15 protein-coding genes are annotated in these 13,966 nt (G+C 72.4%); 11 read left to right on the forward strand and 4 right to left on the reverse strand.

Annotated elements, in window-relative coordinates; all coding sequences use genetic code 11:
* Positions 1 to 24 precede the first annotated feature (24 nt).
* The 4 genes from ACFC79_RS04625 to ACFC79_RS04640 all read left to right on the forward strand — a co-directional run bounded on the left by ACFC79_RS04625 (position 25) and on the right by ACFC79_RS04640 (position 5,036).
* Positions 25 to 1,038 (forward strand): DUF4429 domain-containing protein, encoded by a 1,014-nt coding sequence (locus tag ACFC79_RS04625; protein WP_376235153.1) that lies wholly within the window; start codon positions 25 to 27, stop codon positions 1,036 to 1,038.
* A gap of 283 nt (positions 1,039 to 1,321) precedes the next feature.
* Positions 1,322 to 2,758: a sensor histidine kinase gene (locus tag ACFC79_RS04630; RefSeq protein WP_376235156.1), complete on the forward strand. Its 1,437-nt coding sequence runs from the start codon at positions 1,322 to 1,324 to the stop codon at positions 2,756 to 2,758.
* Positions 2,755 to 3,438: a response regulator gene (locus ACFC79_RS04635; protein WP_376235158.1), complete on the forward strand. Its 684-nt coding sequence runs from the start codon at positions 2,755 to 2,757 to the stop codon at positions 3,436 to 3,438. Before ACFC79_RS04630 ends, ACFC79_RS04635 begins: the two co-directional genes overlap by 4 nt.
* A 494-nt stretch (positions 3,439 to 3,932) precedes the next feature.
* Positions 3,933 to 5,036, forward strand: a complete 1,104-nt coding sequence (locus ACFC79_RS04640; RefSeq protein ID WP_376235801.1) for an alpha/beta hydrolase — start codon at positions 3,933 to 3,935, stop codon at positions 5,034 to 5,036.
* 56 nt (positions 5,037 to 5,092) lie between these two features.
* Here the strand turns inward: ACFC79_RS04640 and ACFC79_RS04645 are convergent, their stop codons facing one another.
* A complete protein-coding gene (locus tag ACFC79_RS04645; RefSeq protein WP_376235161.1) occupies positions 5,093 to 6,109 on the reverse strand; it encodes an aldo/keto reductase in 1,017 nt (338 codons plus the stop codon).
* Complete coding sequence (locus tag ACFC79_RS04650) at positions 6,109 to 6,576, reverse strand: MerR family transcriptional regulator (RefSeq protein ID WP_376235163.1); 468 nt, start codon at positions 6,574 to 6,576, stop codon at positions 6,109 to 6,111. Before ACFC79_RS04650 ends, ACFC79_RS04645 begins: the two co-directional genes overlap by 1 nt.
* 322 nt (positions 6,577 to 6,898) lie before the next feature.
* On the opposite strand from ACFC79_RS04650, the gene ACFC79_RS04655 reads away from it, so the two are divergent.
* The 3 genes from ACFC79_RS04655 to ACFC79_RS04665 all read left to right on the forward strand — a co-directional run bounded on the left by ACFC79_RS04655 (position 6,899) and on the right by ACFC79_RS04665 (position 8,569).
* Positions 6,899 to 7,720 carry a serine hydrolase domain-containing protein gene (locus tag ACFC79_RS04655; protein WP_376235166.1) on the forward strand — a complete coding sequence of 274 codons (822 nt, stop codon included), beginning with the start codon at positions 6,899 to 6,901 and terminating at the stop codon, positions 7,718 to 7,720.
* A 191-nt stretch (positions 7,721 to 7,911) separates the two neighbouring features.
* Positions 7,912 to 8,409, forward strand: coding sequence for a DUF4157 domain-containing protein (locus ACFC79_RS04660; RefSeq protein ID WP_376235168.1), 498 nt, complete (start codon positions 7,912 to 7,914; stop codon positions 8,407 to 8,409).
* Positions 8,402 to 8,569, forward strand: a complete 168-nt coding sequence (locus tag ACFC79_RS04665; protein ID WP_376235170.1) for a hypothetical protein — start codon at positions 8,402 to 8,404, stop codon at positions 8,567 to 8,569. The genes ACFC79_RS04660 and ACFC79_RS04665 overlap by 8 nt, the downstream gene beginning before the upstream one ends.
* 196 nt (positions 8,570 to 8,765) lie before the next feature.
* On the opposite strand, the gene ACFC79_RS04670 is transcribed toward ACFC79_RS04665, so the two are convergent.
* Positions 8,766 to 9,239: an ATP-binding protein gene (locus tag ACFC79_RS04670; RefSeq protein ID WP_376235172.1), complete on the reverse strand. Its 474-nt coding sequence runs from the start codon at positions 9,237 to 9,239 to the stop codon at positions 8,766 to 8,768.
* 86 nt (positions 9,240 to 9,325) lie between these two features.
* Between ACFC79_RS04670 and ACFC79_RS04675 the strand changes: the two genes are divergently transcribed.
* From ACFC79_RS04675 to ACFC79_RS04685, 3 genes are all read left to right on the forward strand, one after another.
* On the forward strand, positions 9,326 to 10,174 hold the full coding sequence (locus ACFC79_RS04675; RefSeq protein WP_376235174.1) for a helix-turn-helix domain-containing protein: 849 nt from the start codon (positions 9,326 to 9,328) through the stop codon (positions 10,172 to 10,174).
* Positions 10,134 to 10,400: a DUF397 domain-containing protein gene (locus tag ACFC79_RS04680; protein ID WP_376235177.1), complete on the forward strand. Its 267-nt coding sequence runs from the start codon at positions 10,134 to 10,136 to the stop codon at positions 10,398 to 10,400. Before ACFC79_RS04675 ends, ACFC79_RS04680 begins: the two co-directional genes overlap by 41 nt.
* Before the next feature lie 135 nt (positions 10,401 to 10,535).
* Positions 10,536 to 11,375 (forward strand): hypothetical protein, encoded by an 840-nt coding sequence (locus tag ACFC79_RS04685; RefSeq protein ID WP_376235179.1) that lies wholly within the window; start codon positions 10,536 to 10,538, stop codon positions 11,373 to 11,375.
* Positions 11,376 to 11,807: 432 nt separating this feature from the next.
* Here the strand turns inward: ACFC79_RS04685 and ACFC79_RS04690 are convergent, their stop codons facing one another.
* Positions 11,808 to 12,545: a pirin family protein gene (locus ACFC79_RS04690; RefSeq protein WP_376235182.1), complete on the reverse strand. Its 738-nt coding sequence runs from the start codon at positions 12,543 to 12,545 to the stop codon at positions 11,808 to 11,810.
* A 212-nt stretch (positions 12,546 to 12,757) separates the two neighbouring features.
* Between ACFC79_RS04690 and ACFC79_RS04695 the strand changes: the two genes are divergently transcribed.
* Positions 12,758 to 13,957, forward strand: coding sequence for a PucR family transcriptional regulator (locus tag ACFC79_RS04695; protein ID WP_376235185.1), 1,200 nt, complete (start codon positions 12,758 to 12,760; stop codon positions 13,955 to 13,957).
* Positions 13,958 to 13,966: the final 9 nt, after the last annotated feature.

A 13,966-nucleotide genomic window follows, 5' to 3' on the forward strand; every position in this document is an offset into this window, starting at 1 on the left:
CAAGTGCCGCTTACGATGAGGCACATGGGTGATGTGCTGGCCGGAATTCATGCCACCTGGGAGTTCGACACCGACTCCGTGCTCATCCGCTTCGAACGGGGGATACGTACGCCGAGGCTCTTCCAGAGCCTGCGTGAACGCCGCGTCCCGCACGCGGCGCTGTCATCGGTGACGCTGACCCCCGGCAAGCGGGGCACGGTGGTTCTGCGTGCCGTGCCCAGACCCGGCGCCGACCCGTTGCTGGAGGTCGCGGCCGGGCAGCTCAAGGACGGCTACGACCCGTACCGGCTGGTGCTCCCCGCCGAGCGCGAGACGCTCGCCGAGTACTACGCGGACGAACTGCGCGCCCTGTTGGGCCCGGACGCGGCAGAGCCCGCCGAAAGGTTCCTGGTGGCGGCTCCCGAGGCACCGCTGCAGTTCAAGGCGTACGACGGCCGGGCGGGGTTCGACGGCGAGCGGGTCTCCTTCCGCTGGTTCTGGACGGGGGCCTCCACGGCGAAGTGGAAGGCCGGCGACCAGACGTTCCCGGTGACGGAGCTGAGCGGGGTCGAATGGCGCTCGCCGGAGGCCATCAACGGCTACCTGCGGCTGCTGCCCCGGCGGACGGAGGGCGCGGCTCCGATGCCCGGACCGGTGTCCTGCCTCGACGTGAACGCCGTCGCGGACGAGGGCTCGGGCGGGGGCGGGGAACCGGCCGCCGGTCTCGGGACCGGCCCGGGACGGGACGTCGCCGGACCCGCGGTCGCCGGGCCCGTCCGGTCCGCCCGCGCCGATCAGGACCCGGCGGCGGTGGTCTTCGGCCTCGGCTACGGCCCGGTGCACGAGTCGCTGCCGTTCGCCGCCGCCGTGCTGGAGTCCGTACGCCGCAAACAGCCCGCGCACGCCGCGGCGACCGCGGCCGCCATGACCGGCCCCGGCCGGCGCGATCCCGCGGACATCGCGGAACGCATCCACCATCTCGGGGAGCTGCACCGGGCGGGCCTGGTGACGGACGACGAGTTCAGCGCGAAGAAGGCCCAGCTGCTCGCCGAGCTGTAACCGGCGCTCGGCCCCCAGCCCCCGTCGTCCGGCAGGCAGGCAGGCAGGCAGGCAGGTCCGGACGCCGTCCGAGAGGCTGGTCCGGGCGCCGTCCGGCAGGCAGCGTCGGGCAGCCGGGCCGGGGGCACGAACGGGATCGGGGGGAGGAGGCGGAACGGGTGCGGGGCGGTGCGCACCGGATTTCCCGCAGCCGTGTCATACCTCCGTACCGGGTGGGAGCCCGGCGGACCGGCACCCCGGTATGACGCGGTCCCGCCGGTCGGACGCCTACGCTGATCCGGCCATGACGACTCCCCCGCCACGCGTTCCGCCCGAGACACCGGGGTTGCCCGGGCACGTCTCCGCCAAGGCGTCGCACAGTGCCTCGCACTCCCCGGCGCCCGCCACCGACGGCCTGGTGAGTGCGGCCCGACGCAATCTGCGCCGGATCGCCCACGACCTCGCCCACCCGTCCCACCCCCCGACACCGTTCCTGGCGAACGCGCCCAAGCGCTGGCAGCGACTGCTGCCGTACGTGGTCGTCGTCGCCCTCGCCGCGATCTTCCTCCCGATCACGATCAACGTCCTGACCCACCAGTTCGGCGTGAACGACGGAATCGCGGGCTTTCTGGCCGTCGCCCAGACGACCCCGCTCCTGATGCTGGCGCACCGGCCGTTGCAGGCCTGGTGGATCGTCTTCCCCGCCGATGTCCTCGGGGCGCTGGTGCTGATGGAGTACCCGTCGCACACGTACGACGTCTGGCCGTGGCCCCCGCCCACCCTGGCCTGCTACTTGTTCCTGCTGCTGGCCCTGGCCCTGCGGGAGACCCGGCGGACCGCGGTCTCCGTGTGGGGGGTGACGGTGGTGGCGGGGCTGCTCCTGCACCTGATGGACCAGAACCGCAGCAACGGAAGTGCGGTGCTGCTCCCGGTCTTCGGCGCGGTGGTCATGGTGATCGGCGCGGCGGTACGGGAGCGGCGCGACGCGCAGCGACGGCTCGTCGAGCAGGAGACGATCAGCGAGGCGGAGCGGGCGCAGCGGACCCTGCTGGAGGAACGCGCCCGGATTGCCCGGGAGTTGCACGACGTGGTCGCGCATCACATGTCGGTGATCACGGTGCAGGCCGATTCGGCGCCCTACCGGATCGGTGGGCTGCCCGAGGAGGCGGGCGAGGAGTTCGGGGCGATCGCGGCGAGCGCGCGGGAGTCGCTGACGGAGATGCGGCGTCTGCTGGCGGTGCTGCGCAGCGACGGCACCGAGGGCGAGCGGGCACCGCAACCGGGGCTCGACCGGGTGCAGCACCTGGTGGAGGCGACGGTGCGGGCGGGGCTGCCTGCCGAACTGTCGATGGCCGCCGATCTGCCGGACGTGCCGCAGGCGGTGGACGTCTCGGCGTACCGGATCGTGCAGGAGGCGTTGGCCAACGTGATGCGGCACGCGCCCGGGGCACGAACCCGGGTGTCCATCACGTCCGATGACGCGCACGTGACCGTGCTGGTGGTCAACGGGCGGGCAGAGCAACCCGATTCGCCGCTGGAGACGACCGGCACCGGGCACGGGCTGGTCGGCATGCGGGAACGCGTACGGTTGACCGGCGGCACGCTGGACACCGGACCGCTGCCCGGGGGCGGCTTCCGGGTGGCCGCACGCCTGCCGTTGGTGCCCACGGCCCTCGACACGCACCCGACGCCCGACCGGCCCCCGGCGTCCGCCCCGACCCCGGCCTCGGAGGAATTTTGACCATCCGCGTGATCATCGTCGACGACCAGGCCATGGTGCGTGCGGGGTTCGCGGCACTGCTCGCCGCGCAGAGCGACATCGATGTGGTCGGTGAGGCGCCGGACGGGCGGCAGGGCATCGACGTCAGCCGGGCCGTCCACCCGGACGTGGTCCTGATGGACGTCCGGATGCCCGAGATGGACGGCCTGGCGGCGGCCCGCGAGCTGCTGACCCCGCCGGCCGGGGTGGTGCACCGGCCCAAGGTGCTGATGCTCACCACCTTCGACGTGGACGACTACGTGTACGAGGCGCTGCGCGCCGGGGCGTCCGGCTTCCTCCTCAAGGACGCGCCGCCCGCGGATCTGATCGCGGCGGTTCGGGTGGTGGCGGCGGGCGAGGCGCTGCTGGCCCCGTCCGTGACCCGGCGCCTGATCGCCGACTTCGCCCGGCAGGGGCCGACGGGAGCCACCCGGGGAGGGCAGGCCCAGCGGCTGAAGAGGCTGACCCCGCGCGAGACGGAGGTGCTGGAACTGATCGCGCGGGGGCTGTCCAACCAGGAGATAGCGGCCCGGCTGGTGCTGGCCGAGCAGACCGTCAAGACCCACATCGGGCGGGTGCTGTCCAAGCTGGACCTGCGGGACCGCGCCCAGGCGGTGATCTTCGCGTACGAGGCGGGGCTGGTGGTGCCGGGCGAGGCGTGAGGGTCCCGTCGGGCCGGGGAGACGGGCCCGCGTCGGGTCGGGGCGCCGGGCGAGGCGCGACGGCGCCGCCGATCGGGCCACCGGACACGGACTGACGGATTCCGCAGGACCGGCCCCGCCCCGTGTACGCGGGCCCGTCCGCCCTCCGGCACCGGCCCCGCCCCGTGCGCGCAGGCCCGTACACCCTCCGGCACCGGACCCACCCCGTGCGCGCAGGCCCGTCCACCCTCCGGCACCGGCCCCACCACCGCCACCCACCTGTACGCCCCCTACCCCGGTATCACCTCGAACTCGGCTCCCGGGTACGACGCTTCCACCCCCACCCTTTTCCTACCTTCCTCCCGTCACGCCGCACGGCGTGCGAGATCCGGGCCGGCCCGGAGGGGGAGGAACAGCCATTGCGCCGTCGTACGAGGAACCGGCCCACGAACAACTGGCCCACGAGCAACCGGCCCACGACAAGCCGGTCCGCGAGGAGCCGTTACGCGCGGACCCTGGTCGCGCTCGCGCTGGCGACCACCGTGGTAACGGGGACGGCAGGCTGGGCGTCCGGAACCGCTCAACAGGCCCTGACCGGGCCGCCGCCCGGCACCGCGGCCTGGCGTGCGGACCGGATCCCGGGGCTGGAGCTCCCCGACCCGGAACGGGCGACGCCCGCCCAAGTGCACCGATTCTTCGCCGAGTTGACGGACGCCCGACAACAGGACCTGATCGCACGCCACCCGCTCGTCGTCGGCAACCTGGACGGCGTACCGGCGGGACTGCGATACCGCGCCAACGCCCTTGCCCTGAAGGCTGATCGCGATCCCCGGTACACCCACCTCACCGAAGCCGAGGGCGGTGCGGACCCCGAAGCCGAGGCCGGAATCGGCACGGGAGCCGCCGAAGCCGGGGCGTCGTCTTCCGGTGCGGGACACCGGCAGATCCTCGCCTTCGACCCGCGCGGGCGCGGCCAGGTCGCCGAGGTCTTCGGGGACCTGCACACCGCCCGCCATGTGGCGGTGGTGGTGCCGGGTTCGGACATCGACGCCGGAACCTTCGACCGCACGAACGACGTGTACGGCACCCCGGCGGGCATGGCGAAGGCGTTGCACGCGGAGACCGGGCCCGGCACCGCAGTGATCGCCTGGGCCGGGTACACCACACCCGTCGGCCTCGGGCTCGACGCCGCCACCGGTTCGCTCGCCGAGGCGGGAGCCGACCGGCTGGCCCGGTTCGTGGCCGGGCTGGTCGCCGACGGGCTGCCCGCGCCCACCGTGTTCTGCCACAGCTACGGTTCCGTGGTGTGCGGCCTCGCCGCGTCCCGGCTGACCGCCACGGACCTGGTCGTGCTCGGTTCGCCCGGGATGCGCGCCGACGACGTGGCCGACCTGCGCACCCGCGCCCGGGTCTGGGCCGCCAAGGACGCCTCCGACTGGATCGACAACGTGCCGAACATCCGGGTGGCCGGCCTCGGCCACGGCCCCGATCCGGCCGCCCCGGAGTTCGGCGCACGACGCGTCCCGGCGCACGACGCCCATGGGCACACCGGCTACTTCGCTCCCGGCACGGACTCGCTCCGCGCCTTCGCCGCGATCGCGGAGGGGCGGGCCCAGTAGGCAGGCGGGTCCAGTGAGCGGCGGGCCACCCCTCAGGTCTACTCGCGCGCCACGTACTACTCGCGCGCCGTGGCCGTGTTGCTCATGTCCGGGTAGCGGTCCCCCGCCACCTGCCCGGCGATCGGCTCCAGCAGGGCCAGCTCCTGGTCGGTGAGGACGAGCCGGGTGGCGGCCACGTTCTCCAGCAGCCGACTGCTTTTGCGGGTGCCGGGGATCGGGACCACGGTCAGACCGTGCACCTGGGCGCGCTGCTGCACCCAGGCCAGGGCCACCTGCGCGGCCGATGCGCCGTGTGCCGCGGCGATCTTGTGAACGGGCTCCAGCAGCGCCGCGTTCGTGCGGGCGTTGTCACCGGTGAAGCGCGGCTGGTACTTGCGGAAGTCGCCGTCCGACAGTTCCTTGGCCGCGTCCGCGAACGCCCCGGTCAGAAAGCCCCGGCCGAGCGGCGAGTACGGCACCACGGCCACCCCGAGCTCGACGGCGGCGGGCACGGCGCTGCGCTCGGCGTCCCGGCTGAACAGCGACCACTCGGACTGGAGGGCGGCGATCGGGTGCACGGCGTGCGCCTCGCGCAGTTCCGCGCCGGTCACCTCGCTCAGCCCGAGCTGCTTGACCTTGCCCTGCTGGACGAGCTCGGCCATCGCTCCGACGGACTCGGCGAGCGGGACGGCGGGGTCGCGGCGGTGCATGTAGTAGAGGTCGATGACGTCGACGCCCAGGCGGCGCAGGCTGTCCTCCACGGCCTGCCGGATGTACGCGGGGTCGTTGCGCACGCCCCGGTAGTGCGGGTCGTCGTCCTTCCGCTCGATGGCGAACTTCGTGGCGATGGTGACCTCGTCCCGGTGCGCCCCGAAGAACGGGGCGAGGAACCTTTCGTTGGCCCCGCTGCCGTAGACGTCGGCGGTGTCGAAGAGCGTGACGCCGGCCGCCAGCGCCGTCTCCAGTGTCTCGCGGGCGGCAGCCTCGTCGGTGTCCCCGTAGAACTCGCTCATCCCCATGCAACCGAGTCCCTGCACACCGACCTGCGGGCCGTTGCTGCCGAGCATTACGGTGGCGATCTTGTTGTCAGTCATCAGGCACAGGGCCTTTCCGGCGCCCGTCGGGCACCCGCATAGAAGTCGATCTTGTAGTCGAGGACGGCGAGCGTCCCCTGGAGCTCCGCGATCCGCGCCCGGACGTCGCGGCGGGTCGCCTCCAGCAGCTCCTGCCGTTCCTCGAAGGTGTGCTCGCCCTCACGCACCAGCTCCGCGTACCGGACCATGTCGGCCACCGGCATCCCGGTCAGCCGCAGCTTGCCGACGAAGGTCAGCCAGTCCAGGTCACGGTTGGTGAAGCGGCGCTGACCGGTGTGCGACCGATCGACGTGGGGCATCAGCCCGATCCGCTCGTACCAGCGCAGGGTGTGCGCCGTGAGCCCGGTGAAGGCGACGACCTCGCTGATGGTGTAGCGGTCCTGTCCATCGGGGCGCGGATGCGCCGGGGGTGCCGAGGCGCAGATGTCCGTCGCCGTCGTCGCGGGAATGCTCTCCATCACCGTCATGCCCTCCACGCTAAAACCTTGGAGTGCACTCGAAGCAAGCGCAGCCCGGAAACGGGCCGCGCTTTTCGGCACCACCGAGATCGGCCGCTCTGCCCTCCACCACCTCGCCCCGCGTACCGGACTCCGAATGGCAGGCCGGCAAACGGAAGACGGCAGGACGGACAGAAGAGACAACGGCCTCGTCCTCACCGCGCCGACTCCATGCCCTCGCTGTTCTTCGTCGTCGGGCGCACCCCGCGTCCCCCGTGGGCTCCGCTCCCCGTCCCGCGGCGGGGCCCTTCCGGACGGTGACCTCGCCGCGCGGCCCGTTACGCTCGTACGCATGCAGAGCCTGGCGATGATCGACAACTGGCCCGTCCCCACCGCGGCGGCTGCCGTCGTACGAGCGGACGGCACGGTCGTCGGTACGCACGGCCCGACGGCGCACCGGTTCCCGCTCGCCTCCGTGACCAAGCCGCTCGCGGCCTACGCGGCGCTGGTGGCGTACGAGGAGGGCGCGGTGGAGCTGGACGAGGCGGCCGGGCCCGAGGGGGCCACCGTCCGGCATCTGCTCGCGCACACCAGTGGGCTGGCGTTCGACGAGCACCGTACGACGGCCGCGCCCGGCACCCGGCGGCTGTACTCCAACGCGGGCTTCGAGGTGCTCGGCGACCACATCGCGAAGGCCACCGACATCCCGTTCCCGGAGTACGTGCGCCAGGCGGTGCTGGAGCCGCTGGGGATGACGTCGACGACGGTGGACGGTTCGCCCGCCAAGGACGGCGTCTCGACCGTGGACGACACGGTGCGGTTCGCGGCGGAGATGCAGGCGCCCCGGCTGCTCGACCCGCGCACGATGCTGGACGCGCAGACCGTCCAGCATCCCGGCCTGAAGGGCGTGCTGCCCGGCTACGGGCACCAGAACCCCAACGACTGGGGACTCGGCTTCGAAATCCGCGACCACAAGTCCCCTCACTGGACGGGGAGTTCGTCATCGCCCGCGACCTTCGGGCACTTCGGGCAGTCGGGCACGTTCCTCTGGGTCGACCCGGTCGCGGGAGCGGCGTGCGTCGCGCTGACCGACCGGGCCTTCGGCCCGTGGGCGGTGGAGGTGTGGCCGGCGTTCACGGACGCGGTGCTCGCGGAGCTGCGTTCCGGCCGCTGAGGCGGGCCGTCGTCGGGTCGCCGGGACGGGCCGTTCGCGTAGCCGCCGGGTCCCCACCCGGCAGGCTCCGGGACGGGTCGTTCGCGCAGCGGCCGGTGGCAGTCCGGTGCGGGACGGGTGAACCTGCGGGACGGAACGGGATAGCCCGGGAACCCCTCCCGTCCGGCGCGGGGATGGCCGACCATCGGTTCATGCGCACACACGAGCGGCAGGACGACGTCGTACGTCCCACCCCCGTGGGCCACGCCCAGGTGCCGACGAACGGTCCGGCAGTCGGTGTCGGCCCCGTCGCCGGGTACGGCGGCACCCGGACCGCCGCCCGGCCGGACGTACCCGGCCCGCCGACCGCGCACCCGCTCGGCGCGCTGCAACGTTCCCTCGGGAAAGCCGCCGCGGTACGGGGGCTGGAGACGCAGCGCCGCGCGTGGGAGGGGACGGGGGGCGAGGGGTCTCCCGCCCCGGGTCGGCGCTCGTCGGTGCCGGATGTGCTGCGCTCGGCCGGGAAGCCGTTGGGCGGGGCGGTCCGCGCGGACATGGAGGCGCGGCTGGGCGCGGACTTCTCCGACGTACGGCTGCACACCGGCGCCGCCGCGCAGCGCTCCGCTGCCGAGGCCGGCGCCCGCGCGTACACCTCCGCCAGCCATGTCGTCATCTCGGCCCCGACTCGCCGCCACGCTCGGGATGAATGAGGAGGAGCGGAAGAAGCACTCCGCGTTCCTGAACAGCTCGAAGCGGGCGCTGCTGGAGGCGGCTGCGAACGTCAAGGGCAAGGGCTACAACTACGCGAGGGACCCGTACGCCCTGGGCAACAACCTGGCGGCAGCCGGAGTCGGAGACCTTCGCCGGTGACACCCTGGAAATGATCAACAGCCAGGCGCCGCGGCAGAAGCGCGACAACGCCGACCGGGACGCCCACCGCAAGACCCCCGCGACTACGAGGAGCGGGGAGCGCCGCTCAGCGCCCGCGCGCTGGAGTTCGCGGGCAAGCCGGGCCCGGACGACAAGCTCCCCTGGATCGAGGGCACCGCCTACTGGTACGAGCACGTCACGGCGACGGAGGTACGAGGGCGGACGACGCCGCAGCGGCCTTCGCCGCGTCGGCGGAAAGGCATTCGAACCAGACCGTCTTACCGCGCCCGTCGCGTCGCACGTCGGTGCCCCACCGGTCGGTGACGGCGTCGACCAGCACCAGCCCCCGCCCGCCCTCGTCCAGAACGTCACCGACCGTCACACACGGCAGTTCGGGGCACGCGTCCGCGACCTCGACGCGCACGCCCCCGTCGGGGAGCAGGAAGATGAGCGTCTGGCAGCGGCGGCCGGGCACGTGCCGTACGACATTGGCAATCAGCTCGGTGAGCGCCAGTTCCGCCGCGTCGGCCACGTCGCACAGGCCCCAACCGGTGAGGTAGAGGCGCAGGATGCGGCGCAGGTGGCGGGCGGAGTGCTCGCCCATCGCGAAGTCGGCACGGTAGGTCGGCTCCGGCAGCTCGGCGGCCGGGGGTGAAGTTACGTGATTCATGTCACCAGAGTGGAGTGGCCTGGCTACCCTCGGCTACGCAGTGAAACGAACGCCGTGAGGCGTTGAACGCCGGAGGTGCCCCCGCCGTGGCCAACATCCAGACACTCGACCCCAGCGCTTCCCCGTTGGACTACTACGGCTGGGAGTTGCGCCGCCTGAGAGAGGCGAACAACCTCAACCAGACGGAACTCGGCAGGTGCATCTTCTGCACGGGCTCGCTGATCGGCCAGATCGAGACGACGAAAAAGGTGCCCACCCGCGACTTCTCGGAACGGGTGGACGCGGCGCTCGGGACGGACGGGGTGTTCTCCCGGCTGATCGGGCTGGTGCTGCGCAGCCAGTTGCCGAGCTGGTTCCAGCCGTACGCGGAGATGGAGTCGTGTGCCACGTACATCTCCACGTACCAGGCGCAGTTGGTGTACGGGCTGTTGCAGACGGAGGAGTACGCGCGGGCCGTTCTGGCGACCGGTATGCCCGAGGATCTCGACGGTCAGGTGGCGGCCCGGATGGAGCGTCAGCGGATTCTGGAGCGGGAACGGCCGCCGCTTACCTGGGCGGTGCTCGACGAGGCGGTGCTGCATCGGCCGATCGGCGGCCCGGAGGTCATGCGGAGGCAACTCCAGCGATTGTTGGACGTGACCGGCCACCGCTGGATGCAGATCCAGGTGCTGCCCTTCGCGGCCGGTGAACACGCCAGTCTGGACGGGTCGTTCACCACGATGCGCTTCGAGGACGATCCCGACATCGTCTACACGGAGGACATCGTCTCCGGCCACATGACGGCCAGCCCCGACACCGTCAGGGAGGCCGCGCTCCGTTACGCTCGATTGCAGGCCGCCGCCCTCTCCGTCGAGGACTCCGCGGCCCTGATCACCCGCGTGATGGAGGAGCGTTATGGAGACCGGTTCCGAGCTGAAGAACGCGCGGTGGCGTAAGTCCAGCTACAGCGGCAACACCGGCGGCGACTGCGTCGAGTGCACCATCACCGGCGGCGCGGCCTGGCGCAAGTCCAGCTACAGCGGCAGCACCGGCGGCGAATGCGTCGAGGTGGTCGACGGGCTGCCGTGCGCCGTCCCCGTCCGCGACAGCAAGAACCCGGACGGCCCGGTCCTGACCGTCGGGGCCCGCGCCTGGCAGTCCTTCGTGGACGGGCTGCGCTGAGGCGGCCGGAAGAGTTGGTACGGCAAGAGGGTTCGGGACGACGGGTGGTCGTCCCGAACCCTTTCCGTTCACCGAGAGTGCGCCTTGCCTCGAATCTTCCTCGACGTGCAGCTGCGACTTGGTACGTTCCGGCGTATGACACTGCGTTCGGTGGATCTGCGCAAGGAGCCTGTGGAAGCCGTACTGAACCGTGTGGAGCGGTCGCTGGGGGTGTGCCTGGACCAGGAGACGGTGGTGCGCAAGCGCCGGTCTCTGGGGGCACGCACGGACCGCGATACATGGGTACGCATCGAGCGGCGAGGACTCGACCGGATCGGGGTCCAGGGCGGGGATGGCACCGCGTCCGCCGAGGCCCTGCGCGGGATCGCGAAGCCGGCCTGGCTCGTCGGCGTCGCATGGCGGGACGAGACGGAGGCGGTGATGTGGCGGGCGGACGAGACGGAGCTGCTGCCGGGGCCGCCGGTGGGCAGCGCCGTGTTGGCGGAGGATCCGCAGTTGCCCGATGAGTGGTGGGCCGCACTGAACACCTCCCTGAATGCCCTCGCCACGCAGCACACCAACCGCATCGCGACACCGGACACCGAGACGCTCACACAGGAACTGATCACGAGAACGGTCCACGGCGTCTTCCCCGGGGTCGACGCGGCCGTGGGGGAATGGCGTCCGGCCCACGCGGATCTCAACTGGGCGAATATGACGGCGCCGGTGTTCTGCGTGTTCGACTGGGAGGACTGGGGCATGGCCCCGCGCGGCCTGGACGCGGCAAATCTGTGGGGGGCCTCCCTCGCCGTCCCGGCTCTGGCCGATCGCGTCCGAAGCGAGCGGCGTGAGGACCTGGAAAGCCGGGACGGCAAGCTGATGACGTTGTTCGTCGCAGCAAAGATCCTCGGCCCCTACGCCGATGCCGAGGATCCTCGCCTGGGTCCCGCACGGAGGGATGCGGAGCAGCTGCTGCGAGAGCTTCGGGCGGACTGACGGGCCTTGAGGAGCTGCCGGTACTCCCGGAGCACCTTCTCGTCGGCCTCGTACGCCAGGGCCTCGGTCAGCTCCCGCAGGTGATTGCTGTTGTCCGTGCCGACCGCGACAGCGTCAACCCGAGGCAGATCGTAGGAGGAACGGAACGCGGCCTGGACCTTCGTTGCCGAGGGACGGCCCTTGAGGAATACCTGCGCGTCGAAGCGCTCCCACACGGCCGCTGTCGTACTCCCGCCGAAGCCGCCTGCGCCGATGCCCTGTCTGCCATCTGGTGCCCTTCCCTTCGGCTCTCCCACTCTGTTCCGGGCGAACCTCCGAGTTGACCCGTGTCCGGCGCATAGCAGTAGGCGGGGATTCGGACAGCCGGCGGCAGTCGAGAAGCCTCGGGGTGCCGCATCGGGACGACGGCGTGTGGGAAGGCGCGGGCTCCGCTCAGGCCGGGAGCTCCCAGATCAGTACTTCGGCCGCGCCCGCGGCCCGCGCCGGGGCCTCGGCGGCATCCGTCCCGGCGGCCCCACCGATCCCCACCGGGCCGCCGGTGGCGTCCGGTCCGGCCACCACCAGTTCGAGGCCCGTCCCCCCGGTGATCCGGGCCGCGTCGCCCGGTTCCAGTTCCGCGTCGCCGATCCGTACCCGTCCGGACACGACATGCACGTACACCCGGTCCGCGTCCGGCAGTGCCACGCGCTCGCCGCCGGTCGGTCGGCGGACGTGGAGCGTCGCGCCCGCTGCCGGGAGCGGGTACGGGGTGGCGTCGGCGAGGGCGGGGGCGGTCGTGTACGCGGGCTCGCCGCCCGACTCCAGCGGGGCCAGCCACATCTGGAGGAACGTCAGGGGCCGGTCGCCGTCGTTGCGTTCGACGTGGCGGACGCCCGCCGCGGCGCTCAGGTGCTGGAGGTCACCGGCCCGCACGGTGGTGGCGTGGCCGGTCGAGTCGCGATGGGTGAGCTCGCCCTCGATCACCCAGGTGACGATCTCCGTGTGGCTGTGCGGGTGTTCGTCGAAGCCCGCGCCGGGAGCGAGCCGCTCCTCGTTGCAGGCCATGACCGGGCCGAAGCGGAGGTTGTCGGGGTCGTAGAAGGTGCCGAACGAGAACGCGTGCAGGGACACGATGCCGGCCGCCTCGTCCCCGCCCCGGAAACGGTCCTCGGAACGCTGTACGGAAATCACCCGCACACGGTAGCCCGGCCCGGCCGGTCGCGGCGGCCCCCGCACACCACGCCCCCAACTCCGGCACCGGCCCGCCCCGGCTCCCGTACCGTCACCGCCCCGACCTCGGGTTCCGTGCCGTCACCGGCCCGCACACCGTCGTTACCGGGCGGTACGACCCGCCACCGCCCCGGCCCGTCGTACCGGTGGCCGGATAGGGCAGTCTTGTGTGCGTGTCCCGACCCGATCCTGAGCAGCCCGCTGCGCACGACGCCCACCTGCACGCCGCGACCCTGAAGCGGCTGGAGCAGTCCTCCGGCCGCCTGGCCGCCAACGCGATCGCCCGCATGGACGAGACGCTGCCGTGGTACCGGGCGATGCCCCCGGAGAACCGGTCCTGGATCGGCCTGGTGGCCCAGGCCGGTATCGCGGCGTTCACCGAGTGGTTCCGGCACCCGGAGACCCCGCAGGCGATCTCCACCGACGTGTTCGGCACGGCCCCGCGCGAGCTGACCCGGGCGATCACCCTGCGGCAGACCGTCGAGATGGTGCGCACCACGATCGAGGTCATGGAGGCCGCGATCGACGAGGTCGCGGCGCCCGGCGACACGTCCGCGCTGCGCGAGGCGCTGCTCGTCTACGCGCGGGAGATCGCCTTCGCGACCGCCCAGGTGTACGCCCAGGCCGCCGAGGCGCGCGGCGCCTGGGACGCCCGGCTGGAATCGCTCGTGGTCAACGCGGTGCTGTCCGGCGAGGCCGACGAGGGTGCCGTGTCACGTGCCGCCGCGCTCGGCTGGAACTCCCCCGAGCACGTCTGCGTGGTGCTCGGCACCGCCCCGGACGGCGACAGCGAGCTGACCGTGGAGGCCATCCGGCGGGCCGCCAGGCACGCCAAGCTCCAGGTCCTGACCGGAGTGCTCGGCCACCGCCTGGTGGTCATCGCGGGCGGCAGCGACAACCCGTTGCAAGTGGCGAAGGCACTGATCGGCCCGTACGCGGCGGGCCCGGTCGTCGCCGGGCCGGTGGTCCCCGACCTGCTGGCGGCAACCCGGTCCGCGCAGGCGGCGGCGGCCGGTCTGAAGGCGTGCCGCGCCTGGCAGGACGCCCCGCGGCCGGTGCTCGCCGACGATCTGCTCCCGGAACGTGCCATGGCGGGCGACCCCGCCGCGCGGGAGCAGTTGGTGGAGGAGATCTACAGACCGCTGGAGGAAGCGGGCTCCGCCCTGCTGGAAACGCTCAGTGTGTATCTGGAGCAGGCGAGCAGTCTGGAGGGCGCGGCGAGGATGCTGTTCGTCCACCCCAACACCGTGCGCTACCGGCTCCGACGTGTGACAGACGTCACCGGGTGGTCGCCGTCGGACGTGCGCTCGGCGTTCACGCTGCGAATCGCCCTGATTCTCGGGCGTCTGGCTGTCGGAGATGCCCGGTCCTAGACTTTTGTC

Origin of the sequence: Streptomyces sp. NPDC056061, assembly GCF_042266885.1 — a bacterium.
Lineage (GTDB): Bacteria > Actinomycetota > Actinomycetes > Streptomycetales > Streptomycetaceae > Streptomyces.

Coding starts and splice junctions, on each gene's coding strand:
- ACFC79_RS04630 (WP_376235156.1), top strand. CDS start 1,322: ATGACGACTCCCCCGCCACGCGTTCCGCCCGAGACACCGGGGTTGCCC.
- ACFC79_RS04645 (WP_376235161.1), bottom strand. CDS start 6,109: ATGACTGACAACAAGATCGCCACCGTAATGCTCGGCAGCAACGGCCCG.
- ACFC79_RS04665 (WP_376235170.1), top strand. CDS start 8,402: ATGAATGAGGAGGAGCGGAAGAAGCACTCCGCGTTCCTGAACAGCTCG.
- ACFC79_RS04670 (WP_376235172.1), bottom strand. CDS start 9,239: ATGAATCACGTAACTTCACCCCCGGCCGCCGAGCTGCCGGAGCCGACC.
- ACFC79_RS04655 (WP_376235166.1), top strand. CDS start 6,899: ATGCAGAGCCTGGCGATGATCGACAACTGGCCCGTCCCCACCGCGGCG.
- ACFC79_RS04650 (WP_376235163.1), bottom strand. CDS start 6,576: ATGACGGTGATGGAGAGCATTCCCGCGACGACGGCGACGGACATCTGC.
- ACFC79_RS04685 (WP_376235179.1), top strand. CDS start 10,536: ATGACACTGCGTTCGGTGGATCTGCGCAAGGAGCCTGTGGAAGCCGTA.
- ACFC79_RS04660 (WP_376235168.1), top strand. CDS start 7,912: ATGCGCACACACGAGCGGCAGGACGACGTCGTACGTCCCACCCCCGTG.
- ACFC79_RS04680 (WP_376235177.1), top strand. CDS start 10,134: ATGGAGACCGGTTCCGAGCTGAAGAACGCGCGGTGGCGTAAGTCCAGC.
- ACFC79_RS04625 (WP_376235153.1), top strand. CDS start 25: ATGGGTGATGTGCTGGCCGGAATTCATGCCACCTGGGAGTTCGACACC.